Source organism: Selenomonadales bacterium 4137-cl (genome assembly GCA_032334055.1).
Taxonomy (GTDB): Bacteria; Bacillota; Negativicutes; order Sporomusales; family UBA7701; genus Anaeroselena; species Anaeroselena agilis.
Genome location: JAUOZS010000001.1, coordinates 4,326,369 through 4,349,668, shown reverse-complemented (window position 1 = coordinate 4,349,668; position 23,300 = coordinate 4,326,369). Strand labels below are relative to the sequence as shown.

Sequence of the window (23,300 nt, the reverse complement as noted above, 5' to 3'; positions counted from 1 at the left end):
CCGATGGCGGGCCTGGAGGGCGGAGCATGCGGGTGCGCAGCATATGGCACTTTATCGCCAGCCTGGGCTGACGGCGGCGGAATTGGGGAAGATAATGCTGGCGACAAGGATTTTTGCCGGGGAAGATGGAATATGGGGAAAGATGTTGTTTTCAGCGGAAAGGATGACGTTTTGTTGGCAGAGAGGGAGAATAGCCGGCTGACCAGGGGGCATATGGTTTCCCTGGCGATGCTGGCGGGATTGTTCGTTTATATGTACGCGCTCAATTACTTTATGCCGCTGCACCGCGACGATTACGAGTACGCGCTGGTGTGGAACACGCTGGAACGGCTTTCGTCCTGGCCGGATGTTTTCCGGTCGTTGTATATCCACTATTTCCAGCACGGGGGCCGGATGATGGACTTTTTCGTGCTGGACAGCTTCCTGCTGGTCGGCAAAGAGTGGTTCAACCCCTTCAACGCTTTGCTGTACGTGGCGCTGATGGTGCTCATTTACTGGCATTCGCAGCGGGAGGTGACGCTGCGCTTCAACCCCTATATCCTCGGACTGATCATCGTTTTTTGCTGGCTCGGCCTGCCCGACTGGGCGGTGGTTAACGTCTGGATGACGGGGGCGTGCGTGTACCTGCTGACGGCGGTGCTGATTTTCTCCTTCCTGCTGCCGTACCATTTCGAGTATCTGGGCCGGCCGCTCATCGGCGACACCCGGCTGGCCGCCGCGGGGATGTTTTTAGGCGGCGTTGCGGCAAGCTGGACGATCGAGAATACGGCGGCGACGATGATCCTGGCGGTCGCAGCCCTGACTTGGCACGCCTGGCGGCGCGGGTCTCTGCGGAGGTGGATGGTTCCCGGTCTGGCGGGCTCGCTGCTGGGGTACGCGCTGCTGGTGGCGGCGCCCGGCAATTTCGTGCGCTACGGCAAGGGGCCGAAGCTGGCGGTCCATTTCCTTCACCTGCTGGGGGCCAGCTTCGAGATTTTGCTTGGCGTACTCCCGGTGGTGGTTTTCCTGGTGCTGGCGTGGCGCATCCTGGCGACCGCCGTTGCCCGGCGGCGGGGAATGGCGATTCCGGAAGGCGGCAACGGGCAGGGGCTCGATGTGGCCAGCCTCGTGCGGGTGGCGTTCGCGGCGCTGATGCTGGTGTCGCTGCTGAACGGGCAGTTCGTGGCGAGCTGGGCGGCGAATGCGCTCTATACGCAGGTGGCCGTGCCGCTGGGGGTGGCGACCGACCACCTGAGGAACCAGCTTTTCCGGACGATGTCCGGCCTGGAGCCGGTGGCGCTGTATCTGGTGCTGATAACGCAGATTTTCAAGGTGGCGTTCACCAAGCTGGCGCTCAGGAAGCGGGATGTGGGCGCGGTGCTGGCCCAGGTGCGGCGGCGGGAGGTCGTGGCGGCTTTTCCGGCGGGCTGGTTCGCGGCCGTCTGCGTGGCGCTGGCGATAATCAACAATCTGGTGATGCTCGCCGCCCCCTCCTTCCCCGGGCGGGCGGGCTACGGGTCGGCGGTCTTCCTGATTATCGGGGCGATGAGCCTGTTGACCGTGCCGGAGGTTTATGAGGCGGTGTTCGGCGGGACAAGGAAACGGTTCGTGGTGGCGGTGATGGCGCTGATGTTTTTCCCGATGGCGGAGGCGACACTGAGCCAGCACTATGTCCTCCACAAGGAGAACAGCGCGCGGATGGCGTATGTGGAGAGGATGGTGGCCCAGGGGGCTACGCACCTGGAACTTGAGCCGCTGCCGGTGCGGAATATGGTGCTGCGGCACGTGTATTTCGTGGAGCTGAACAACCATGTGTCCAAGGGAGGGTTCATCCGCTACTACGGGCTTAAGGATGTGAAGGTGAGGTAGCGGACGGCGGTTGGCAGCATATTACAGGCCGCGTTTGACAGGAATTGATCGCAGGCCATTGAAATATATTATATTGTGTTGTTTTTTTGCGCGGTCGCCGCGCAGCCGGCGCCAGGCGCCCGGTAATTTACAGGTAAAGGAAGTGCGTTTTTTGTTCGGTTTTTTCAGTGGCATAATGCATACGGCGTTGACTTTTTTTTATCATCTTACGATCAGGCTGGGATTTCCGAACTACGGTGTGGCGATTATTTTGCTGACGGTTGCCATCAAGGTGCTGCTTTTCCCCTTGACGGTCAAGCAGGTGAAGTCGATGCGGGTGATGAAGGAATTGGGGCCGCAGATGAAGGGCCTACAGGAAAAGCATAAGGACGATAAGCTGAAGCTGCAGAAGGAAATCGCCGACCTTTACAAAAAGGCCGGGGTCAATCCTCTGGCCGGCTGCCTGCCGCTGCTGATCCAAATGCCCTTTTTGACCGGTATTTTTTTCACGATCCGCGATACCAGCTATGTCGGTCAGCCGAGTTTTCTGTGGATAAGCAATCTGGCCGGCAGCGATCCGTTCTATATCCTTCCGGTGCTGGCGGCTATCACCACTTTCGTTTCGTCGCAGCAGACGATGGCCGATTCGACCGCTCAAAACAGAATGATGCTGCTGGCCATGCCCCTCTTTATCGGCTTTATGACGTTGCGCTTTCCGGCGGGACTGGGTTTGTACTGGGTGGTAAGCAACCTTGTCCAGATAGTTCAGCAGTGGTTTTTGTACCGCAAGCCGGCTGTTTCCTAGCGCCTGCCGCGGACGACGGTAAACCGGAACCCGATGAAACGAAATCCCGGCCCTTTGCTAAGGGCCGGGATTTTTTAGTGGTTGAGGACTTTGCTGAGAAATAGCTTGGTCCGCTCGTTCTTCGGCGCGGTGAAGAAATCGGCCGGCACGGCTTCCTCGACGATGAGCCCTTCGTCCATGAAGATGACGCGGTCGGCGACCTCGCGGGCGAAGCCCATTTCGTGGGTGACGACGATCATCGTCATGCCGTCGCCGGCCAGCCCTTTCATGACGTCGAGCACCTCGGCGATCATTTCCGGGTCGAGGGCGGAGGTCGGCTCGTCGAAGAGCATGACCTTCGGACGCATCGCCAGGGCGCGGGCGATGGCCACCCGTTGCTGCTGCCCGCCGGAGAGCCGCGACGGGAAGGCGCTGGCCTTCTCAGGCAGGCCGACTCGCTGGAGCAGCTGGCGCGCGGCCGCCTCGGCGTCGGTCCGCGCCATGCCCTGAACGTGGATGGGCCCCATGGTGATGTTGTCGATGACGTTTTTGTGGTTGAAGAGGTTGAACTGCTGAAAGACCATGCCGGTGAGCTGGCGGGCCTTGTGAAGATTGTGGGGGCTGGAATGGACGGAGATGCCGTCGACCGTTATCTCCCCCGCCCTGATCGTCTCCAGGCCGTTGATCGTCCGGAGGAGGGTGCTTTTGCCCGAACCGCTCGGGCCGATGACGACGACGACTTCGCCGGCGGCGACGGTCAGCGAGACATCCCTTAGCACTTCGAGCGGGCCGAAGTTTTTCGATACTCCTTTTAGCTCAATCACTTTCCGCCAGCCTCTTTTCCAGTTTTCTCACCGCGAGCGACAGGCCGAAGGAGAGGATGAAGTAGAAGGCGGCGATCGCCAGCCACACTTCGAACGCCCGGAAGGTGGTGGTCACGATGTTTTTGGCCACATAGGTGAGGTCGGCCACGGCGATGACGGATACGAGGGAGGAGTCTTTGACGAGGGTGATGAACTGGCCGGCCAGCGGCGGCAGTATCCGCTTGATCGCCTGCGGCAGGATGATGAGCCGCATGGCCTGCCACTCGGTCATGCCGATCGACAGGGCGGCCTCGCGCTGGCCGCGGTGGATGGATTGGATGCCGGCGCGAATTATTTCGGTGATGTAGGCCCCCGAAAAGAAGGCCAGGGCGAAGACCGAGGCCGTGACCGGCGACAGGCTGAAGAACACGCCCAGCCCGAAGTAGATGAAGAGGATCTGGATGAGGAGCGGCGTGTTCCTTATCCATTCGACGTAAATGTTCCCCACCGTCCTCAGGGCCCAGGAGCTGGAGATGCGGCACAGCGCGCCGATTATCCCCATCGCGGTGCCGAAGACGATCGACAGCGCGGATATTTTGATGGTTACAAGTAAGCCGTCCAAAATGGACGGCATGTATTCGGCCAGTACGCCGAAATGCAACTGATACACGGTGTTATTCTCCTAGCTAAGCCTTTTTGTTGCCCGCAGGCTTATTTTTTCTTCTGCGGAACCGAATCCCACCACTTCATGTCGACGAACCAGTAGGCGTAGGCTTTTTTGTATTCTTCGCTCGCTTTGTATTTTTTGACGAATTTGTTGACCTCGGCGAGCAGGGCGGCGTTGCCTTTGGGGACGGCGATGCCGAGTTCCTCGGTGGTGAACGGCTCCAGCACGGCATAGGTGGCTTCGCTGTTCATCCGGTTGTAGATGGCCACCCACGGCACTTCGTGGATGACGGCGACCGCTTTGCCGTTCAAGACTTCCAGGCCGGCCAGGGCGGAGCCGTCGAATTTCTTGACTTCAGCGTTCTTGAACATTTTGGACGCCGTCTGATCGGCGGTGGTGCCCATCGATACGGCGATAACGTTGCCTTTTTTGTCGAGGTCTTCCCATTTCTTGACTCCCGGGTATTTCTTGCTGACGAGCATGGCCTGCCCGGACTTGAAATAGGTCTCGGAGAAATCGACGACTTCTTTGCGCTTGTCGGTGATCGTCATGCCGGCGATGACCAGATCGACTTTTTTGGCCTGAAGGGCCGGGATGAGGCCGCTGAACGCGTAATTCTGGAACTCTATCTCGACGCCCAGCTCTTTGCCGAGCGCTTTGGCGACGTCAATGTCGAAGCCGACCAGTTGGCCGTTCTTGTCAGCCATTTCGAACGGATAGTAGCCGGTCGCCGTGCCGACGATCAGTTTGCCTTTTTTCTTGATGGCGTCGGCCGTCGCGTCTTTCTTTTCGCCGCCGCCGCAGCCGGCCACCGCGAGCGTAAGCATGCCTACGGCCACGACTGCCGCAATCTTCTTCAAATAGTGCTTCATTATGTATCCCTCCGTTGTCAGTCTGTCCTTATTATAAGTTGTCCGGTATATTAATACAAGGTAATTTTGCCAAGCCCGGCGGCGAGGAGGCTTATCTGGCGTAGAATTCCACGTCGCCCTGCACGGTGAAACCCGCCTGCCGCCAGAACGACGCCCCTGCCGGGTTATCGAGGTTGACGAACAGGTGGCAGCGTTCGATGCCGGCGTCTTTGAGGCTGGCGAGGCTGGCGGCGACGAGGGCGCGGCCGAGGCCGGCCCGCCGGCAGTCGGCGGCGACGGCGAGGTGGTACAGGCAGCCCCGACGGCCGTCGTGGCCGCACAGGAGGGCGCCGACGATCTCCCGCCCGTTCCGTTCGGCGACGAAGCTGAAGCCTTCGTTGCGGGCCAGTACTTTGCCGATGCTGGCGCGCGAGTCGGCGCCGCCCAGGGTGAGGCCCGCGGTTGCCGCCCACAGGGCGTAAACCTGCGGATAGTCGTCGATGGTCATTGCGCGGATGCTGATGCCGCTGTCCATGGTAAGCGCCTCCTGGCTGAAAGAGTACGGTTGCCGGCAAAAATTGCCTCTATTAATCATACCCGAATTCGCCGGCAGGGGGAAGAGAAACCGCGAGGCGTCGCCGCGCGGTTTGGTCATCTCAGGCGGTCGAAGGCTCGCACGAACGCGGCCGGGTCCGGGCAGGTCATGGCCGCCGACAGGACGCAAAAGCCCGCGGCGCCGCATTCCAGCACCGCTGGCGCGTTGCTGGCGCTGATCCCGCCGATGGCGTATACGGGCAGGTTGACGGCCTGGCAGATTTGCCGGAGAAAGGGCAACCCTTTCGGGGGGACCCCTTTTTTGGAGTCGGTGGCGAATATGTGGCCGGCAACCAGGTAGGCGGCCCCGAGGCTTTGCGCCTCTTCGGCTTCGGCGGCCGAGTGGACGGATGCGCCGATGAGCAGGGGGCCGCGCCTGCGATAGGCGCGTAGGGCGGGCAGGGGCAGTTGGAGATGGGTTATCGCCATTTGTTCGGCGACGGTGGGGTTTTGATGGCCGATGAGGAGCACTCCGTGGCGGTCGCAGATGTCTTTGACCTGGCGGGCCAGCCGCGCGTAAGCCGGCGGGTCGAGGTCCTTTTCTCTGAGCATGACGGCGTAGGGCTTGGCTGCGGCCAGCCGCTCAATGCGGGGCAGGAAGTCCTCCGCGGGGCACAGCCGGCGGTCGGTGACGCAGATCAGCACGGCGTGTACGCTCTAACGTAGTCGGTGTAGACCGGCTGAAGGCCGCGGGCGAGGATCGTCCGGTGGACCTCCGCGACGCTGCGCGGGTCGGCGATGGCGAATTGTTCGTCGCCCTTTTCCGCCGCGTTGTGTCCGCCGACTCCGACGCGCACCCCGGCGGATATTTTGGTGGCCGCCATGCCGATGACGTTGTCGCGTAACCCGGCCCGCTCCCGGGTGGAGATGGTGATGCCGGCGAACGGCATGAAGAGGCGGTAGGCAAGCATGACCTGCAGCAGCTGGCGCTCGCGGACGCCGCCCGCGCCGGTGGCGGTGTTGTTGATGTATGGCCGCAGGCGGGGAACGGAGAAGGAAAGCTCGGCATGGGGGTATTTCTGCTGCAGGAGGTGGGCATGCAGCCCGACGGCGAAAGCGTCGTTGCGGAAGTCGTCCAGGCCGAGCAGGGCGCCGAGGGCCACCCCCCGCATGCCGCCCCGCAGGGCGCGCTCCTGGGCGTGGAAGCGATACGGGAAGACGCGTTTCGGCCCGCGCAGATGGACCTGTTCATACCTGTCGGTGTTGTAGGTCTCCTGATATACGCTGACGAAGTCGGCCCCGCATTGGTGGAGGTAGGCGTATTCGCCGGTGTCGAGGGGGTAGATTTCGATGCCGACGGCCGGGAAATAGCGGGCCGCCAGCCTGACCGCCTCGCCGATGTATTCGACGCCGGACTGCCGGCGCGATTCGCCGGTGAGGAGGAGTATCTCCCGCAGCCCCGTGGCCGCGATCGCCTTGAGCTCGTCTTCGATTTCCTCCCCGGACAGCCGGCCGCGGACGATGCGGTTGCTGCAGTTGAAGCCGCAGTAAACGCAGTGGTTTTCGCAGTAGTTGGCGATGTAGAGCGGCGTGAAAAGCTGGACGGAGTTGCCGAAGTGCCGGCGCGTCTCCCAGGTCGCCCTGGCGGCCATTTCTTCCAGGTTGGCGTCCGCCGCGGGCGACAGGAGGGCGCCGTAATCAGCGACGGACAGTTGTTCTTGCCGCAGGGCCCGCTCGACGTCGGCGCCTGTATACCGCCGGTAGTCGTAGGCGGCCAGCCCGGCGGCCACTTTGTCCAGGACGTCCGACTCGATGGCCTCCATGCCTTCGGCATAGGCCATATGGTTTGCCCGGATTGTCATAAGTCTCACTCCTCCAGAAAGCCGGTCAGGGGGCTGGACGCCTCCGCCCGGCCGTCGAGCACCCGCCCCAGGCCGGCGAGGTAAGCGGCCCGGCCGGCCTCGACCGCGTGCTTGAAGGCGCGCGCCATCAGGGCGATGTCGCCGGCGGTGGCGATGGCGGTGTTGCACATCACGGCGTCCACCCCCATCTCCATCGCTTCGCAGGCCTGCGACGGCCGGCCGATACCGGCGTCGACGACGATCGGCAGCGGGATTTCCTCGATGAGGATGCGGATGAACTCTTTGGTGCACAGGCCCTTGTTGGTGCCGATCGGCGCGCCCAGGGGCATGACCGCGGCCGCCCCGGCGTCGGCCAGGGCGCGGGCGACGTTGAGGTCGGGGTACATGTAGGGCATGACGATGAAGCCTTCGCGGGCGAGGATCTCGGTAGCCTTGACCGTTTCGTAGTTGTCGGGCAGCAGGTATTTGGAATCGTTGATGACCTCGAGCTTGACGAAATCCCCGCAGCCGATTTCCCTCGCCAGGCGGGCAATGCGGACAGCCTCGGCCGCGTTTCTGGCGCCGGAGGTGTTCGGCAGGAGGGTTATGCCTGGCGGTATGTAATCGAGAATGTTTTCCGGGCCGTGAACATCAGCGCGGCGCAGGGCAAGGGTGACCATCTGCACTTCGCCGTGCTCGATGACCGCCTTGGCCATTTCAAGCGAAAACTTGCCCGAGCCGAGGATCAGCCGCGACCGGAACGCATGGCCGCCGATGATAAGCCGGTCGTTCATTATGTAAACCTCCCTTACGGTTCTTCTATTCCCGCTAAAAGCCGCAGGACGGTGTTGGCCTGGTGGCCCGCGCAGATCTGCACCCGGGGCGCCATCAGCCCGGTGCCGACGGCGGCTTCCGTTTCGAGGTCGCCGCAGAGGTAGAGCCGCTCCAGCGGCCGGGTGGTGCGGATGGCGTTGGCGCTGGCGAGGCCCGCCATCCCGGAGGCGGCGACGATTTTGACGCCCGGCAGCTTTTCCAGGGCGGCGCTGACGAGCATGGCTTTGGCTTCGGGCCTGTCGAACGCCTCGCAGAGGATTTCGCAGCCGGCGAACAGTTCGGCGACATTGTCGGCCTCGACCCGGACCGTGCGGGTTTCGACGCTGATGAAAGGGTTGATCTCCGCCAGTTGGCTTTGCAGGGCCAGGGTCTTCGGCATGCCGAGGTGGCGGATGTAGTAGCTTTGCCGGTTGAGGTTGCTGGGCTCGACGATGTCGAAATCGACGAGCAGCAGATGACCGACGCCTGTTCTGGCGAGCATTACGGCGATGTTGGAGCCCAGCCCGCCCAGCCCGGCGATGGCTACCCGCCCCTTTTGGAGCTTTTTGTGGATGTCCGGGGTATGCCGCGCCAGCATCATGCTTTCAAGCTGCTCCCGGTCCGGCATGGCGCCCTTGGGGATGACCGTCAGGACGTCGTTGTCCGCCAGGGGGCGGTCCCGGTCGAGCTGAAAGCCGTTCAGGATGACGATGGCGGTTTCGCCGCCGAGCAGCGCCCTCGCTTCGAAGGCGGTGCGACAGGGCAGCGTCCGCGTTATGCCGTTTACTTCGAGTCGCATTTTTCAACCACCGCCTACAAAGCGCACGATTTCCAGCACATCTTCGTCGGTGAGCGTGACGCTGCCGTACTCCGTCCGGGGCACAACCGCCCCGTTCCGCTCGACCGCGACCGTTTTACCGTCGTACCGTTCCGCCGTCAAAAAAGCCTGCAAAGTCTGCTCCTGTTCGAGGGGAACCGTCTTGCCGTTGACCTTCACCGTTTCACCTCCTCCGGCGGGAAAACAAAAAGCACAAAATGAGTCTGGCACCCTTTCGGTGGTGCCCCCCATTTTGTGCTTCCCTTGTTAATTTTTTCATAGTATAACACGTTTATGGTTTCGAATCAAGCCCGGAAGCGTCCCGGTTCCTTCCTGCGACGGGCCGCGGAGCCTACAGCTTGATGACGCCGACGGAGCTGAGGAAGATGACGATGAGGAGGGCCGGGGTGACGTAGCGGAGGATGATGAAGTAGACGGTCAGGAGGCGGGCGGCGGCCGGCGAGCCTTTGGACAGTTCGCGGGCGACGTCCGCTTTGTCGGCGATGCGGCCGACGAAGAGGGCGATGAGCAGGCCGCCGAGCGGGAGCAGGATGTTGGAGGAGAGATAGTCGAACCAGTCGAAGAAGCCGCGGCCCATGAAGGTGTAGCCGCCGAGCAGGCTGCCCTTGTCGACCGACAGGGTTGCGAGGACGCCGACGGCGAAGATGCCGGCAACGCTGAGCATGACTGCCCGGGAGCGCGGCAGGCCTTTCTCTTCGGCGAGGTAGGCGACCGGCACTTCGACGAGCGAGAGCATGGCGGTGGTGGCGGCGATGGCGGCGAGGAAGAAGAAGGCGACCAGGAGGACGGAACCGAAGGGCATTTGGGAAAAGACAAGCGGAATGGTCATGAACAGCAGGCCGGGGCCGGCCCCCGGCTCGAGGCCGAAGGAAAAGACGGTCGGGAAGATGGCGAGGCCGGCGAGCAGCGATACGAGGGTGTCGGACAGGGCGACCTTGGCGCCGGTGGCGAAGAGGTTGTTGTCGGCGGTGAAGTAGCTTCCGTAGGTTATCATGCAGCCCATGCCGAGCGACAATTTGAAGAAGGCGAGGCCCAGGGCGGTGAGGACGGCGGCGGCGGAAAGCTTGCCGAAGTCGGTGGCGAACAGGAAGCTGACGCCGTCGGCCGCGCCGGGCAGGGTGAGGGCGCGGAGGTCGCAGGCGACGATGAGGATGAAGAGAAGCGGCATGAGGGTTTTGGTGATGCGCTCGATGCCTTTCTTCACGCCCATGACGAGGATGGCGGCGACGACGGCGAGGACGGCGAGCTGCCAGACGACCGGCGTGACCGGGTCGACGACGAGGGCGCCGAACTGGGCTTTGGCGCTTTCCATGGTGACGGCGGCGAAGTCGCCGCGCAGGGCCTTGAAGAGGTAGAAGTAGACCCAGCCGGCGACCGAGCTGTAGAAAAACATGATGAGGGCGGCGGCGGCTACGCCCATGGCGCCGATGTTTTTCCAGGGGGTGCCGGGGGCGAGTTTTTCGAAGGCGCCGACGGCGTTGCTCCTGGTGCGGCGGCCGAGGTAGAATTCGCCGAGCATGACGGGCAGGCCGACGAAGACGATGCAGGCCAGGTAGACGAGCAGGAACGCGCCGCCGCCGTGCTGGCCGGTGAGGTAGGGGAATTTCCAGATGTTGCCGAGGCCGACGGCCGAGCCGAGGGTGGCGAAGAAGACCGCGAGGCCGGAGGAAAAAGTTTCTCTGTTTTTCATGCTGCCTTCCCTTCGTCGAATAAGTATGATTGCTGCTGCGTTTACGGGCACACCGACTATGATATCACGGCGGCGCGCGGGCGGACCACCGGAAAAAAATGGCCCGGTCCCGCTGCGGGAGCGGGCCGGGCCGGTGATGGAAGGATTACAGGGGCGTTTCCTCGCCTTCGTAGAGTTTGATGACGGTGGGCGCGGCGAGCAGGTCCTTGACCTTGGCCCGCCATTCGGCGATATGCGGGGTGGTAAGGTGCTTTTTGAGCGCCTCTTTGCTCGTCCACTCCTCGACAAATACCAGTCTCTGGGGATCGCCGGGGTCGTCGAAGAGGGTGTAGCTGACGCAGCCTTCCTCCTGCCTGGTGGCGGCCATCAGGGGCTGGGCGAGGGCGAGGACTTCCGGTTTCTTGCCTTCTTTGACCGTCTGGGCGGCCATGACGATGATCATTGCGCATTCCTCCCGAGAACATTTCCTTATTATGTTCGTCGTAAGGCGACGGTTTCCTGGTTTCTGCGGACTATCAGTATATAGTGACTCGCCGGAACCGGCCGCTAGCCCATAATTATCTATGCAACATATGGTTTAGTTCAGTAATATATCGCAGTAAAAGAATTATTATTTCATCAACGCATTTTATTATGCAATCAATAAAATATTCAATCTCTTTCTGTGTTACTTGAATGCTGTTTTCACCATGGGCAATTGAATTCCGATACCAAACTAGTTTCTCAATACCTTGTTTATTTGATACTAACGCCGGCGAAAGTTCTATGCCGAAATAAGCTAGCATTTTCTCCAACTGGACATAATTCAATTTGGAATTCGCTGAAATAAGGGCGCGGTTAATATGAATGCCATTAGCCTGTGCTTGGAGAAATTCATCTAAAAACCTACTTTGTTGCTCTAACGTACAATTCCCCTGTAAATATCCGAATCTTGCTTTATTGTCCAAGAGAACCATATGTTTTGGAGCCATGTAATAAGGGACCTGTATATCGTTTACGTAGTCAACAACCGATTTCATAGCCGCAACTACAAACCCTTCCCAATGTGCATATATTATTGGTACGCACAGCCTCCAGAATTGATCAATATGTTGTCTAAAGTTTTGGGTTGTATAGAGAAACGGAATTTTTTTGCAAAACTCCATTTCTTGCATACGCCAGTCTCTTTCAGCAACCAGTATATTACCTAAGTTTTGCTCAGTCATTCCGTATCGTCCAGAAGAATTCTTCTAGCAATGATGAGTTTATTGTTAATTGCACTCGCATTGCTACTAGCTGCACCAGCGTTTCTTTTGAATGCATCATCTTCTCGCAGAAGGTCCACTCTTGCTTTAAAAGTGTCTTGGGCAATCGATTTGTAATCCTTTGTTGTGGTAGATAGGGAGAGAAGAATTGCATCAAACATACTTGTCGAAAAATTCAAACGCGCCAATTTAAAAATCTCATAACCAAGAGGTCGCAAGTATGAACATATTTCAGTGAATATTTGAGCGGCCCTTGCTATTATTTCTTTATCGGGTGTCTCACACTGCTTTTTCATAATCTTGTCGAAAAAGTCTTGAATAACTTTCTCAGTATAAGAGACACGAAAAGCATGTAAAGAAAAGAACCTTAAGAACAATTCCTCATACATCATTTTTTCCTGAATTTCACTGGAAATATTAACAATTTCTCTGAAGTCCTCATTACTCGAACATGCCGTGATGATGTCACTGAAATATCTGTAGTTTTCAAATCCACGGAAAATACAGTTGCGGATTTCCTGACGTGTTAGACCTTCTCCTCCAGTATTTAATCTTTTAAACAATTCATACCGCATTTCAAAGTGGCTATCTTTTTGAATGATCTCGACTCGACAAGGAGTTCTCTTAATGGCGAGTTTTAAATCCAATGGCAATGTATCAATTGTAATGTCTTCCAGTTCCGGCACAATACTTCCCGAACGCAGAGTCAAATGATTTTTTTCTGGGTTCTTTAATTCCCCGAAAAACGAAAGAACCGTTGATATTCGCTGTAGACCATCAATTAACTCCCAAGTACCATCAGCGTTTGTGGCCACAAAAATGGAAGGAAACGGAATCCCCAGCAAGATAGATTCAATAAAATCTGTCTGACGCTGTAGATCCCAGCGAAATGCTCGCTGGTATTCCGGAGAGATTATAATTTCGTCATCTTTGTACATATTGATAATTTCTCCGAAGGACATATCGACTCTATCAGACTTAATATCTTGCCTGTACTGAGAAATTCGTTCATTAATTTCCATAGTAATCCTCCCTTGAATAAACTTTTCGTAGAACAAGGAGACAGTTCTTTTATATCCTCTTTTACTTAGAAATATGTTTCGCGATTCAACCAAACTTATTTCAACATACTTTAGCTATTTACCATAAAAATACAAAATCCTGCGAACATCTACAAATTAGCAGGATTAATACCCAACATTTTTTGCCCTATTCTTAGAAACCTATTTTTCGCCGCTACAAATGATATGGTTCGCCTCGGGATATTTTGAAAGTACAAGAGTAGTCTTTGCGGCGGCGCAAACGATCCGGCGACTTTGCGGAGGCTGTTACGCGCCGTCGGCGAAGCGGTGAGCACGCCGCACGAGCGGCCATGGACGGCCGCGAGAGGAGTCATCGGTCACGGACGACCGTTGACGACGGTGCCCGCAGTGCGAAACTGCGAGCCATATGGCGCGTTAAGCCGGAGGATAGGAGCCGGAGTTTCGCGCCCCTGCAAAGGGAGCGGAGCATGAGGTTGGCGCTTGGGGTTCACCTTGACGCCGCGACAGCAAACGGCAAAAAATATTACTTTTTGTATCGTTTATTGTCGTTAACTGCGCAAATGGTGGATGTTATCCTGGCAGGAAGGCATGCAAAATGGTAAAATTGTACTAGGTTTTACCAAGCTAAACTTTACGCCAACGAGTCGGACGCCGGAAGCAAGCAACTGAAAGACGGGAAACGAGGTAGCGCGAAATGAGGAGTGTCGGTATTATCGGCATGGGACATTATGTCCCGGAAAAAACGCTAACCAACGCCGACCTGGAAAAAACCTTGGGGTTACCGGCCGAGACTATTCTGCGACTTTCCGGCATTAACGAGCGCCATATCGCCGCTGCTGAGGAAGCTACCTCGGACCTGGCTGCCAAGGCCGCCAGGCTGGCTCTGGCAAATGCCAAGGCTAAACCAGATGAAATAGATATGATAATTGTAGCTACTTGCTCGCCTGACTGCTACGGTCCTTCGACCGCCGCGGCGGTCCAAGAGCACCTCCAGGCGCGGAGGGCGGCGGCCTTCGATTTGGCGGCGGCCTGTTCCGGCTTTGTCTATGGCCTGGTGGTGGGCTGCAATCTAATTAGAGCAGAGCTATACCGGAAGGTGCTTGTGATCGGCAGCGATGTGTTGTCGAGGATAACCGACTCGCAGGACCCCGATACGGCAATCCTGTTCGGGGATGGCGCCGGCGCGGTGGTGCTGGGGGAAGTGCCGGCCGGCTACGGCCTTCTGGGCACCGATCTCGGAGCGGACGGTTCGGGCTTCGATACAATCAAAGTCCCGGCCGGAGGCAGCAGGCTGCCGACATCGGCGGAAACGGTGGCCCAAAGGCTTCATTATACGAAGATGGATGGCGCCAGCGTAGTCATGTTCGGCATGCGGGTGCTGGGCGAGTCTGTAAAACGTTCGCTGGCCGCAGCCGGGCTAGGACCGGGCGCTATAGATCTACTGGTGCCGCATCAGGCCAACTTGCGAATCATCGAGGCTGCCGCCCGCCGGATGGATTTTCCGTTGGAAAAAACGGTGATCAATATCGACCATTGTGGCAATACTTCGTCAGCCTCCGTCCCTATCGCCCTCAGTGAAGCTGCAGCCGCCGGCCGGATACGGCGAGGCGACCGCGTGGTCCTCGTCGGCTTCGGCGCGGGTCTGGCCTGGGCCTCCTGTGTGCTGAAATGGCACTGATGCCGGGGAGGAAACGCCGTTGAAATAAGGGCTGCATGATAATTTTATTTAAGGGAGGAAATGTATCATGTCAACATTGGAAAAATTAGGCCAGATTATCCTCAAGTTCAAAAAGGGCAAGGTTGCGCCGGAGGCTCTGAAAGCGACAGCTAACCTGGTTTCCGATCTCGACCTCGACTCTATCGACCGCACCGAGCTGCTGGTGCTGGCCGAGGATGCCTTTAATCTGAAGATCTCCGACGCGGATGCGTTCAAGATGAAGACACTGGGTGATGTAGCCGAGTATATCGACAAGAAGCTTTCGGCATAAGTTGTGCTATTGGGGGCTTGGCCTTGACCGCCAAGCCTTTCGCAAAGGATCCAGATTGTGATAACGCGTCGCTGGTGTGTTGAATGGGGAAGCAATCCAGTTTTTTTCAGAGAATGCGGCAAAGGTATGTGAAAAATGACAATCAAGTGGCGTCGATTATTGGGAGTCCCTCTGGGCCTTTTTCTGCTGACCTTCGTTGGCAGTACAGCTTATTGCGCTAATCCGGCGGATTTCGAAACGCCGGAGTACCAAGCAAACCAAGGCTTACGCCTGATCTATGCTTCCGAGGCTTATGCGCTCGGTTATACCGGCCGGGGGATCACTTTGGGCATCGCGGATAATTTCGCGCAGCTGACGCACGTCGAGTTCGCAAACAAGCCGAATTCGGGAACTATTAAGCTTTCGCAAAATTACAACTGGGCGGAATATACTCACGGTACGCACGTGGCCGGTATTATGGCGGCGGACAAGAATAACCTTGGAATGCACGGCGTGGCTTTTGAGGCGAATCTGCTGTCCGGCGACGTGCTTTCCGACAATCAGTATAATAATTTACTTGGCGCTTATAATGCTTTCATTGCTAATAGCAGTATAAAAATCATCAATAACAGCTGGGGTTCGACAGCCTATTACGATGTGGCCGGGAAGGCGGCTTTCCAGGATCCGGGGTTTCAGTTGTCGCTCGATGTGCTGCAAAATGCCACAAACCGCGATAAGGTTCTGGTTTTTGCCGCCGGAAACAGCGGTCACCCCACTCCGGCCGCGGAAAGCACGCTTGCCTATCTGCGACCTCAGACGGCAGGCAATTTTATCAACGTCATTTCGGTTAATGCGGCCAATTATAATATGGCGACCAACACCGCAGGCACGGCCTTTGTCAGCGAGTTCAGCGATCTGACGAAGTATGTGGAGGAAAATAGCATCGCCGCACCGGGTTCTAATATCTATTCGTCCGTTTCCAGTCCGTCGGCTAATAATTTGTATAAACCCGATTCGGGGACGTCGATGGCCGCGCCACATGTCAGCGGTGTGGCCGGCTTGGTGCAGCAGGCTTTTCCGTATATGAGCGGCAGACAGATCGTCGACACCGTGCTGTCGACGGCAAACCGCAGCTTTACCCTGCCTGACTACACGGTTACGATCCAGCAGGATGAGACACCAGCAGGTGGTAATCGTTTTAAAGTTAACCTATATTATTTCAGAACTTCGCCGAATCCGGTCCAAACGGATTTGACCAATTATTATAATGCCAACAGTGCAACTTTGCTGAATTATGGTTATGATACTTTGAACAGTTTTCTGCTGGCGACCCGGTCCGTGTTTTACAATGTCCCGCAGGAGCTTGTTTTCGGCCAGGGCCTGCTGGATGCCGGGACGGCCGTAAAAGGCCCCGGGTTATTGGATGCCAGAAGGTTGACCGCGAGCAGCCTGAGTACGAGCTATGGATTAACACAGGCCCTCTACGCAGTCGATACGAACGGATATGACAGTACGTGGAGCAACGATATCGGGGAAAGAAGGGCCGGCTTGCTGGAAGCGGGCAGCCCGTACCAGGATCTGCGGGAAATCTATAATTATTACAATACGCAAGGCGGCGATACGTACAGCCTCACGCAAGGCCGGGCGTATATCGCGGAATACAACGCAAAGGTGACCGCCAACGGATTAAAAGACCTGCCTGTAGGGTTGATCAAATCCGGCCTGGGAACGCTGACGCTCTCAGGAACGAACACTTATCAGGGCAGCACCATCGCAGCCGGCGGGATCCTGCAGCTCGACGGAGCAATTACGGGTGACGCCTGGAGCGTGGGGTCGGGTACGATTTCCGGCGCAGGCACCATCGGCGGCAATTTGTTCAATCACTCCAATATAAGGGCCGGGAGCGGCAGCACCCCCGGCACGTTAAGGGTCAACGGCAATCTCGCCAGCAACAGATTCATTTCCGTTGTCATAAACAGTAAAGACAGTTTTGGCAAGATTGCTGTAGCCGGTACCGCCGATATCAATAATTCCCTCTTAATCCCCTACACCGATGCCTACAAACCGGATGAAAAGTATGTCGGGATACTTACTGCCGCGAGTGGCATTACAGGCACCTTTTCAGACATGCCTTTGACGGGATTTCTGACCGCCGTGGGAAGCCACGACGGAACCACCGCCACGCTTCAGTACCGGCAGGAAAATAATCTCGTCAACACTACGGCCAAACAGTCGGAAACCTATCAAAAAATGATAGCTATCTACAATAGGCTGCCGGTCGGGTCGCCGGAGAGGCTGGCCATGTACCCGTTGCTCAATCTGAACGACAGACAGGCTACCCAGGCCTTGACGGAAATCTACGGCGGAGCCCAGGTAAACCAGGCGGCCTTCATTCAAAGCGATCCGACCATCGGCAACGCCGTATCGGCAAGGATGGACTATTTGAAGCAGCCAGCCGGGCAACAAGTCTCTTTTCTGCTCCCCGGTTTAGCGCCCGTCGGCTTTACGGTCAACACCGTCATCCCTCTGGAATTGGATGCTGTTAACAGCTGGTGGATGAAGGCCAGCAAAAACTGGGGCTCGATCCAAGCTCAGCATGACCTGCCTGTAATCAATAACCAGGGCTCCGGTCTCGTAATCGGCACAGACAGGAAAACAGGCGATAATTGGCGGACTGGCTTTCTCTTCGGTTATAGCCAGAATCAGGTATCCTCGACTCTGGCCAATACGAGCAACCGCGGCTATCATCTGGGATTGTACGGCGGTTCCAGCAAGGGCGCCTTGGATCTGCAAACTTACCTCGATTACGGTCGCCAGAACAACCGCGCGTCCCGCTTTATCCGGCAACTGGGCCTTCAGGCCGACAGCAGCTATAATAGCAAGACTTTGTCTTTTGGCATCGGCGCCAGCTATAATCTGCACTATGATAAAGAGCGGCAGTGGCAGGTGAGCCCGTATGCCGACGTCCATATAACCCGCTATATCCAGGACGGATACGCCGAAACGGGTGCAGGCGACAGCTATGACCAGATAGCCGATAAGCTGACCAATACCTATAGTACGGGCGAACTCGGCATCAAAGTAACCCGCAAGTTGCCCCGTGCGCATTATGCGCTAAACGTAGGATACAAAAGGGTGCTGAGCGGCAGCAATCCCGAGATGACCGTCGCCTACACTCTCGCGCCGGCGGATAAAATTAAGATAAGCGGCAGCGAGCAAGATCGCGAGTATTTGGTGGTCGGTCTTAATATCCAGGGAAAGCTTGCGAAAAATGTGACCATAGACGGGCAGATAACCAATGAAGTAGGCAAGAGGAGCGATAATCTCACGGCTTCGCTGATGCTGCGAAAGGTTTGGTAGTAGTGGCCGGGCCGCGAAAAACGAAAAAACGAAATACTGCGATTGGCGGCGATTTGACCAGCATACCGTCCGCGCGGGACGAACGTTTCCAATAATCGTTTTATTTAGCGGTTCTGTGCTTTATCACGGTAAAGTAAAATAGGCAAGGAAGCAATACATACGGGAGGGACGGAAAATGAAAAAGTGGATGGCTATCGCCCTTGTCGCCGTGCTGGCGGTTACGCTGCTGGCAGGCTGCGGGACGGCCGAGAAGAAGAAGATCGTGGTGGGCCTGGACGATCATTTCCCGCCGATGGGGTTCCGCGACGCTAAGAACAATATCGTGGGCTTCGACGTGGATATGGCCAAGGAGGCCGCCAAGCGGCTGGGCATGCAGGTGGAGTTCAAGCCGATCGACTGGAACAGCAAGGAGGCCGAGCTTAACGGCAAGCGCATCGACGTGCTGTGGAACGGCCTGACGATCACCGAGAAGCGCAAGCAGAACATTCTGTTCACCAACGCGTATATGGAGAATAAGCAGATTATCGTGGTGGCCGCCAAATCGCCGGTCAAGACGAAGGCCGACCTGGCCGGCAAGGTGGTGGGCGTGCAGGACGGCAGCAGCAGCATCGAGGCTGTGGAGAAGGAGGCGGCGGTGGCCAAGTCCTTCAAGGAGCTCAAGAAGTACCCCGATAATGTGGCGGCGCTGATGGATCTGAAGGCGGGCCGCATCGACGCTCTGGTGGTCGACGAGATCGTGGGCCGCTACTATATCGCCAAGAAGGCGGGCGAGTACGCGGTGCTGAACGATAACTTCGGTTCCGAGGAGTACGGCGTGGGGCTGCGCAAGGATGACAAGGACCTGCAGGCGAAGCTGCAGAAGGCGCTCGACGAGATGAAGAAGGACGGCACTTCGGCGAAGATTTCGCAGCAGTGGTTCGGGGCCAACATCGTCAAGTAGCAAAATTCAGGAAAGACGGATGAGATTGCCGACCGGCAGTCTCATCTTTGTAAGGTGCAAGGCATGGATTATATCCTCTCTCTCATCGGACCGATGGCTGACGGCACGGTGGTGACGCTGCAGATGTTTTCGGTGACCATCGTACTGTCGCTGCCGCTGGGGCTGGCGCTGGCGCTGGCGCGCATTTCGCGTTTTCCGGCCCTGTCCGGGGCGGTAGGCGTGTATATCTGGCTGATGCGCGGCACGCCGCTGATGCTGCAGCTGTTGTTCGTGTATTACGGGCTGCCGTTTATCCCGTATGTGGGCGTGACGCTGCCCGAGTTCCCGGCGGCGGCGGTGGCGTTCGTGCTGAATTACGCCGCGTATTTCGCGGAGATTTTCCGGGCCGGCGTCCAGTCGATCGAGCGTGGGCAGTACGAGGGCGCGAAGGTGCTGGGGATGACGTACGGGCAGACGATGCGGCGGGTCATCCTGCCGCAGGTGATCAAGCGGGTGCTGCCGCCGGTGAGCAACGAGACGATCACGCTGGTGAAGGATACCTCGCTGATTTATGTGCTGGCGATGAACGACCTGCTCAGGGTGACGCGCTCGATCGTGCAGCGCGATTTCGATCTTACGCCGTTCTTCGTGGCGGCGGTTTTCTACCTGGCGATGACGTTCGTGCTGACCTGGATGTTCGAGAAAATGGAGAAAAGGTACGCCGTGTATGACGAATAGCGACAGGTATATGATCGAGATGACCGACATCCATAAGAGCTTCGGGGCGCTGGAGGTGCTCAGGGGCGTGTCGCTGAAGGTGGCGAAGGGCGAGGTGGTCGCCATCATCGGGCCGTCGGGCTCGGGGAAGAGCACGCTGCTGCGCTGCCTGTGCCGCCTGGAGGCGATCGACCGCGGGAGCATGACGGTGGCGGGCGAGACGCTGGCGGCCGAGGGCCCCGACGGCCGGAGCCGTTATGCGCCCGACGCCGAGGCGCGGCGCATCTGCCGCCGGATGGGGATGGTGTTCCAGCATTTCAACCTTTTCCCGCATCTGACGGTGCTGGATAACCTCCTTGAGGCGCCGCTGACGGTGAAGGGGCTGGCGCGGGCCGACGTCCTGCCCGAGGCTGAGGCGCTTTTGAGGAAGGTGGGGCTGTGGGAGAAGCGCGACGTTTACCCATCCCGCCTGTCGGGCGGCCAGAAGCAGCGGGTGGCGATCGCCCGGGCTTTGGCGATGAAGCCTGACATCATGCTGTTCGACGAGCCGACGTCGGCTCTCGACCCGGAGCTGACCGGCGAGGTGCTGCGGGCGATGCGCCAGTTGGCCGAGGAGCATCTGACGATGGTGGTGGTGACCCACGAGATGGCGTTCGCCCGTGAGGTGGCCCACCGGGTGATTTTCATGGACGAGGGCGAAATCGTCGAGGAAGGGACGCCGGAGGAGGTTTTCGGCCGGCCGCGGGCGGAGCGGACGCAGGCGTTCCTGGGCAGCATGCTGTAGAGGTTTTTTGCTGTGAAAAGGCCCCAACCCTTGTGTGTGCAAGGGTTGGGGCCTTCGCCTTTTGCTGTCGGCGGACAGGGTTTACGGGCGGAGCAGGCCGAGGGCGGCGCCCGCCAATGTTTCGACGGCGACGGTCAGGGCCCGTTCGTCGAAGTCGAACCGCGGATGGTGGAGGGGATAGGTCTCCCGGCCGGAAGCAGCGGCGCCGATGAACATGAACGCGCCGGGTACTTTGGCGAGGTAGTGGGCGAAGTCCTCGCTGGCGAGCGCGGGGGGTATTTCTTCCACCCCGTCGGCGCCCAGCGCTTCGCGACCGGCAGCTATGACCCGCTCGGCCACGGCGGGATGATTGATCAGCGGCGGGTAGCCGATGACTTTTTCGACCGTGACCTCGGCATCGTTGGCTGCGCCGATGTGCCGGCAGATTGTTTCGATGCGGTCGAGGACGGTGTATCGCAGCTGCCCGTCGAAGCAGCGCAGCGTTCCTTTGATCGAGGCTTTGTCTGGGATGATGTTTTCCGCTTCGCCGCTCTGGAAGGAGCCGACGGAGAGGACCACCGGCTCGAGCGGGTCGATGTTGCAGCCGACGATGGCGTTGACGGCGGCGACGATCTCGGTGCCGATAAGGATGGGGTTGACGGCCCGGTGGGGCATCGAGCCGTGGCCGCCTTTGCCGTGGACGGCGATGCGGAAGGCGTCGGCCGAGGCCATCAGCCGGCCGCGGGAGATATGGAGTTTGCCGAGGGGCGCGGTCGGCCACAGGTGGGCGCCGATGATGCAGTCGACGCCGGCGAGCGCCCCGCCTTCGATCATGCCGAGCGACCCTCCGGGGAGGATTTCTTCGCTGGGCTGGAAGATAAGGCGAACGGTGCCCGAAATCCCGTCCCTGAGCGCGGCGAGCGCCATGGCGACCCCCAGGAGGGCGGCGGTGTGGCCGTCGTGGCCGCAGGCGTGGCATACGCCGTCGACGGTGGAGGCGTAGGGCTGGCCGCATTCGTCTGTGAGCGGCAGGGCGTCGATGTCGGCCCGGAGGGCGACGGTTTTGCCGCCGGCGGCGCCTTTTATGTCGGCGATTACGCCGGTGCCGGCGACCGGGACAGGCGCGAGGCCAAGGGCAGAAAGGGTTTCGACGATTTTCGCCTGGGTGGCGAATTCCCGGCCGCCGAGTTCGGGGTGGGCCCGGAAGTGGCGGCGGAGGGCGACGACGGCAGGATGGTTTTGGGCGGCGAGGGCTTTGATTTTGTTCTGCATGGCGGAGCTCCCTTTTCGGTCCATATGATTTGTGTGTCGAAACACTTTTCTTCGCGGGGTTGGGGCGTTACGCGCGGCGCAGCGTGGCTTTGACGGAGGGGCCGAGCTTGTCGAGCGGCGTGGCGTCGCCGGTCAGCCTGCCGAGCGGCACGCCGGGGGAGGCCATTTTGGGCTCGTCGCAGTCGCTGGCCGGGGTGGGGCCGAAAAAGATGCAGAAGGCGTTGCCGGGCGGCCATAGGGCCACTTCGCCGACGGCGAAGGTGTCGCGCGTTTCGCCTTTGGCGGCTACGGGCGCGGCGAGCCTGCCGTAGTATTCGCCGCCCCAGCGGCTCATGGCTATGGTTTGCGGCAGGGCGGCGGCAAAGTCTTTGGCGGCCGGGTTGTCGTAAAGTTCGATGGAGTATTCCTTGCCGGCGATTTCGAGGATGAGCACGGGCTATCACTCCTTCGCTTCGTGAGGTTTCTATTGCTGGTCAGCCGCTGTAGAGGGTGCCTCTGATCATGACGGCACCGGCGCCGCCGACCGCCAGGGCGATGCCGGCCGGCGAGCGTGAGGCGTGGATGGTGATGCGGCACGGCATGTTGACGACCGTCCCCTGCTCGGCCTGGAGGCGGATGGCGGGCCAGTCGCCGAACCGATGCTCGAGAAGGTAGGCTCCCAGCGCGCCGTTGCCGACCCCGCAGCCCGGGTCTTCGAGGCCCTCGCGCGGGCAAATGTTGCGGGTGTGAAGGTCGTTGGCCGGATCGTAGGCCGCGAAGGCGAACGCCTGCACTTCGCGCATCCCGTAGCGGCGGCACATGGCTCTGAGCGGCTCGGTATCGCGGCGGACCCGCATGAGGGCGTCCAGGGAATTTACCGGGACGATTATGTGGCCGAGGCCGGTGTCGACCGGCTGGACGGGCAGGCCGTCAATGAGGTCGGCGGCGTTGATGCCGAGGGTTTCCGCCACTTCCTGCCGCTCGTGGATTACGGGATGAAATTGCGGGGTCGGCTGGTCCATGACGATCACGGGGGGCGAGGCGCCGCTGTCGATGCCGACGGCCTGCTGCCCGGCCCCGGTTTCGACGACGAGCGATTTTGTCCGCGAGGCGTCGATGCGGCCTGTCGTCAGTAGGGCAGCGACGGCGGCGATGGTGGGGTGGCCGGCGACGGGCAGTTCTTCGGCAGGGGTGAAGTAGCGCAGGCGGAAGTCTGCGCCCTGCGAGCTGGCGCTGACGAATACCGTTTCGACGAGGTTCATCTGCCTGGCGATTTTTTGCATGAGGTCTTTGGCGAGGTTGTCGGCATCGGGAAAGACGGCGGCGGGATTGCCGCCGAACGGCGCCGCCGCGAAGCTGTTTACGACGAGAAATTCATGCTCCATTGC

The 23,300-nt window shown here is 58.9% G+C and carries 24 protein-coding genes; 8 read left to right on the top strand and 16 right to left on the bottom strand.

Features of this window, described 5'->3' with window-relative positions; genetic code table 11:
• Positions 1 to 132: 132 nt before the first annotated feature.
• Together Q4T40_22260 and Q4T40_22255 are read left to right on the top strand one after the other, a co-directional pair.
• The gene (locus Q4T40_22260) at positions 133 to 1,848 is read left to right on the top strand and encodes a DUF6056 family protein (protein MDT8903966.1); all 1,716 of its coding nucleotides are present in this window, start codon (positions 133 to 135) and stop codon (positions 1,846 to 1,848) included.
• Positions 1,849 to 2,023: 175 nt separating this feature from the next.
• Complete coding sequence (locus Q4T40_22255) at positions 2,024 to 2,632, top strand: YidC/Oxa1 family membrane protein insertase (GenBank protein MDT8903965.1); 609 nt, start codon at positions 2,024 to 2,026, stop codon at positions 2,630 to 2,632.
• Between the two features lie 74 nt (positions 2,633 to 2,706).
• Here the strand turns inward: Q4T40_22255 and Q4T40_22250 are convergent, their stop codons facing one another.
• The 13 genes from Q4T40_22250 to Q4T40_22190 form a co-directional block, all read right to left on the bottom strand.
• The gene (locus Q4T40_22250) at positions 2,707 to 3,435 is read right to left on the bottom strand and encodes an amino acid ABC transporter ATP-binding protein (protein ID MDT8903964.1); all 729 of its coding nucleotides are present in this window, start codon (positions 3,433 to 3,435) and stop codon (positions 2,707 to 2,709) included.
• Positions 3,428 to 4,084, bottom strand: coding sequence for an amino acid ABC transporter permease (locus Q4T40_22245; GenBank protein ID MDT8903963.1), 657 nt, complete (start codon positions 4,082 to 4,084; stop codon positions 3,428 to 3,430). Before Q4T40_22245 ends, Q4T40_22250 begins: the two co-directional genes overlap by 8 nt.
• Positions 4,085 to 4,125: 41 nt before the next feature.
• Positions 4,126 to 4,953 (bottom strand): transporter substrate-binding domain-containing protein, encoded by an 828-nt coding sequence (locus tag Q4T40_22240; protein ID MDT8903962.1) that lies wholly within the window; start codon positions 4,951 to 4,953, stop codon positions 4,126 to 4,128.
• Positions 4,954 to 5,044: 91 nt separating this feature from the next.
• On the bottom strand, positions 5,045 to 5,467 hold the full coding sequence (locus Q4T40_22235; GenBank protein MDT8903961.1) for a GNAT family N-acetyltransferase: 423 nt from the start codon (positions 5,465 to 5,467) through the stop codon (positions 5,045 to 5,047).
• A gap of 116 nt (positions 5,468 to 5,583) precedes the next feature.
• Positions 5,584 to 6,171 (bottom strand): thiamine phosphate synthase, encoded by a 588-nt coding sequence (locus Q4T40_22230; GenBank protein MDT8903960.1) that lies wholly within the window; start codon positions 6,169 to 6,171, stop codon positions 5,584 to 5,586.
• A complete protein-coding gene (thiH, locus tag Q4T40_22225) occupies positions 6,165 to 7,328 on the bottom strand; it encodes a 2-iminoacetate synthase ThiH (protein MDT8903959.1) in 1,164 nt (387 codons plus the stop codon). The genes Q4T40_22230 and thiH overlap by 7 nt, the downstream gene beginning before the upstream one ends.
• Before the next feature lie 5 nt (positions 7,329 to 7,333).
• Positions 7,334 to 8,101 (bottom strand): thiazole synthase, encoded by a 768-nt coding sequence (locus Q4T40_22220; protein ID MDT8903958.1) that lies wholly within the window; start codon positions 8,099 to 8,101, stop codon positions 7,334 to 7,336.
• 14 nt (positions 8,102 to 8,115) lie between these two features.
• On the bottom strand, positions 8,116 to 8,919 hold the full coding sequence (gene thiF, locus Q4T40_22215) for a sulfur carrier protein ThiS adenylyltransferase ThiF (GenBank protein ID MDT8903957.1): 804 nt from the start codon (positions 8,917 to 8,919) through the stop codon (positions 8,116 to 8,118).
• Positions 8,920 to 8,922: 3 nt separating this feature from the next.
• Positions 8,923 to 9,117 carry a sulfur carrier protein ThiS gene (gene thiS, locus Q4T40_22210; GenBank protein MDT8903956.1) on the bottom strand — a complete coding sequence of 65 codons (195 nt, stop codon included), beginning with the start codon at positions 9,115 to 9,117 and terminating at the stop codon, positions 8,923 to 8,925.
• A 172-nt stretch (positions 9,118 to 9,289) separates the two neighbouring features.
• Positions 9,290 to 10,648: a sodium-dependent transporter gene (locus Q4T40_22205; GenBank protein MDT8903955.1), complete on the bottom strand. Its 1,359-nt coding sequence runs from the start codon at positions 10,646 to 10,648 to the stop codon at positions 9,290 to 9,292.
• Between the two features lie 145 nt (positions 10,649 to 10,793).
• On the bottom strand, positions 10,794 to 11,090 hold the full coding sequence (locus Q4T40_22200) for a putative quinol monooxygenase (protein MDT8903954.1): 297 nt from the start codon (positions 11,088 to 11,090) through the stop codon (positions 10,794 to 10,796).
• A 115-nt stretch (positions 11,091 to 11,205) separates the two neighbouring features.
• The gene (locus tag Q4T40_22195; protein ID MDT8903953.1) at positions 11,206 to 11,853 is read right to left on the bottom strand and encodes an MAE_28990/MAE_18760 family HEPN-like nuclease; all 648 of its coding nucleotides are present in this window, start codon (positions 11,851 to 11,853) and stop codon (positions 11,206 to 11,208) included.
• The gene (locus Q4T40_22190) at positions 11,850 to 12,914 is read right to left on the bottom strand and encodes a DUF262 domain-containing protein (protein ID MDT8903952.1); all 1,065 of its coding nucleotides are present in this window, start codon (positions 12,912 to 12,914) and stop codon (positions 11,850 to 11,852) included. The genes Q4T40_22195 and Q4T40_22190 overlap by 4 nt, the downstream gene beginning before the upstream one ends.
• Positions 12,915 to 13,629: 715 nt before the next feature.
• Here Q4T40_22190 and Q4T40_22185 point away from each other — a divergent pair.
• The 6 genes from Q4T40_22185 (at position 13,630) to Q4T40_22160 (ending at position 20,682) form a co-directional block, all read left to right on the top strand.
• Complete coding sequence (locus tag Q4T40_22185; GenBank protein MDT8903951.1) at positions 13,630 to 14,613, top strand: beta-ketoacyl-ACP synthase III; 984 nt, start codon at positions 13,630 to 13,632, stop codon at positions 14,611 to 14,613.
• A gap of 67 nt (positions 14,614 to 14,680) precedes the next feature.
• Entirely contained in the window at positions 14,681 to 14,923 is a 243-nt protein-coding gene (locus tag Q4T40_22180) for an acyl carrier protein (GenBank protein ID MDT8903950.1), read from the top strand.
• A 135-nt stretch (positions 14,924 to 15,058) separates the two neighbouring features.
• On the top strand, positions 15,059 to 18,262 hold the full coding sequence (locus Q4T40_22175) for a S8 family serine peptidase (protein MDT8903949.1): 3,204 nt from the start codon (positions 15,059 to 15,061) through the stop codon (positions 18,260 to 18,262).
• A gap of 175 nt (positions 18,263 to 18,437) precedes the next feature.
• Complete coding sequence (locus tag Q4T40_22170; protein ID MDT8903948.1) at positions 18,438 to 19,202, top strand: amino acid ABC transporter substrate-binding protein; 765 nt, start codon at positions 18,438 to 18,440, stop codon at positions 19,200 to 19,202.
• A 63-nt stretch (positions 19,203 to 19,265) separates the two neighbouring features.
• Entirely contained in the window at positions 19,266 to 19,919 is a 654-nt protein-coding gene (locus Q4T40_22165) for an amino acid ABC transporter permease (GenBank protein ID MDT8903947.1), read from the top strand.
• Positions 19,909 to 20,682, top strand: a complete 774-nt coding sequence (locus tag Q4T40_22160) for an amino acid ABC transporter ATP-binding protein (protein ID MDT8903946.1) — start codon at positions 19,909 to 19,911, stop codon at positions 20,680 to 20,682. The genes Q4T40_22165 and Q4T40_22160 overlap by 11 nt, the downstream gene beginning before the upstream one ends.
• Before the next feature lie 81 nt (positions 20,683 to 20,763).
• Here the strand turns inward: Q4T40_22160 and Q4T40_22155 are convergent, their stop codons facing one another.
• From Q4T40_22155 to Q4T40_22145, 3 genes are all read right to left on the bottom strand, one after another.
• Positions 20,764 to 21,933 (bottom strand): amidohydrolase, encoded by a 1,170-nt coding sequence (locus tag Q4T40_22155; GenBank protein MDT8903945.1) that lies wholly within the window; start codon positions 21,931 to 21,933, stop codon positions 20,764 to 20,766.
• 67 nt (positions 21,934 to 22,000) lie between these two features.
• A complete protein-coding gene (locus Q4T40_22150; GenBank protein ID MDT8903944.1) occupies positions 22,001 to 22,366 on the bottom strand; it encodes a cyclophilin-like fold protein in 366 nt (121 codons plus the stop codon).
• A 40-nt stretch (positions 22,367 to 22,406) separates the two neighbouring features.
• The gene (locus tag Q4T40_22145; GenBank protein ID MDT8903943.1) at positions 22,407 to 23,297 is read right to left on the bottom strand and encodes a PhzF family phenazine biosynthesis protein; all 891 of its coding nucleotides are present in this window, start codon (positions 23,295 to 23,297) and stop codon (positions 22,407 to 22,409) included.
• Positions 23,298 to 23,300 lie beyond the last annotated feature (3 nt).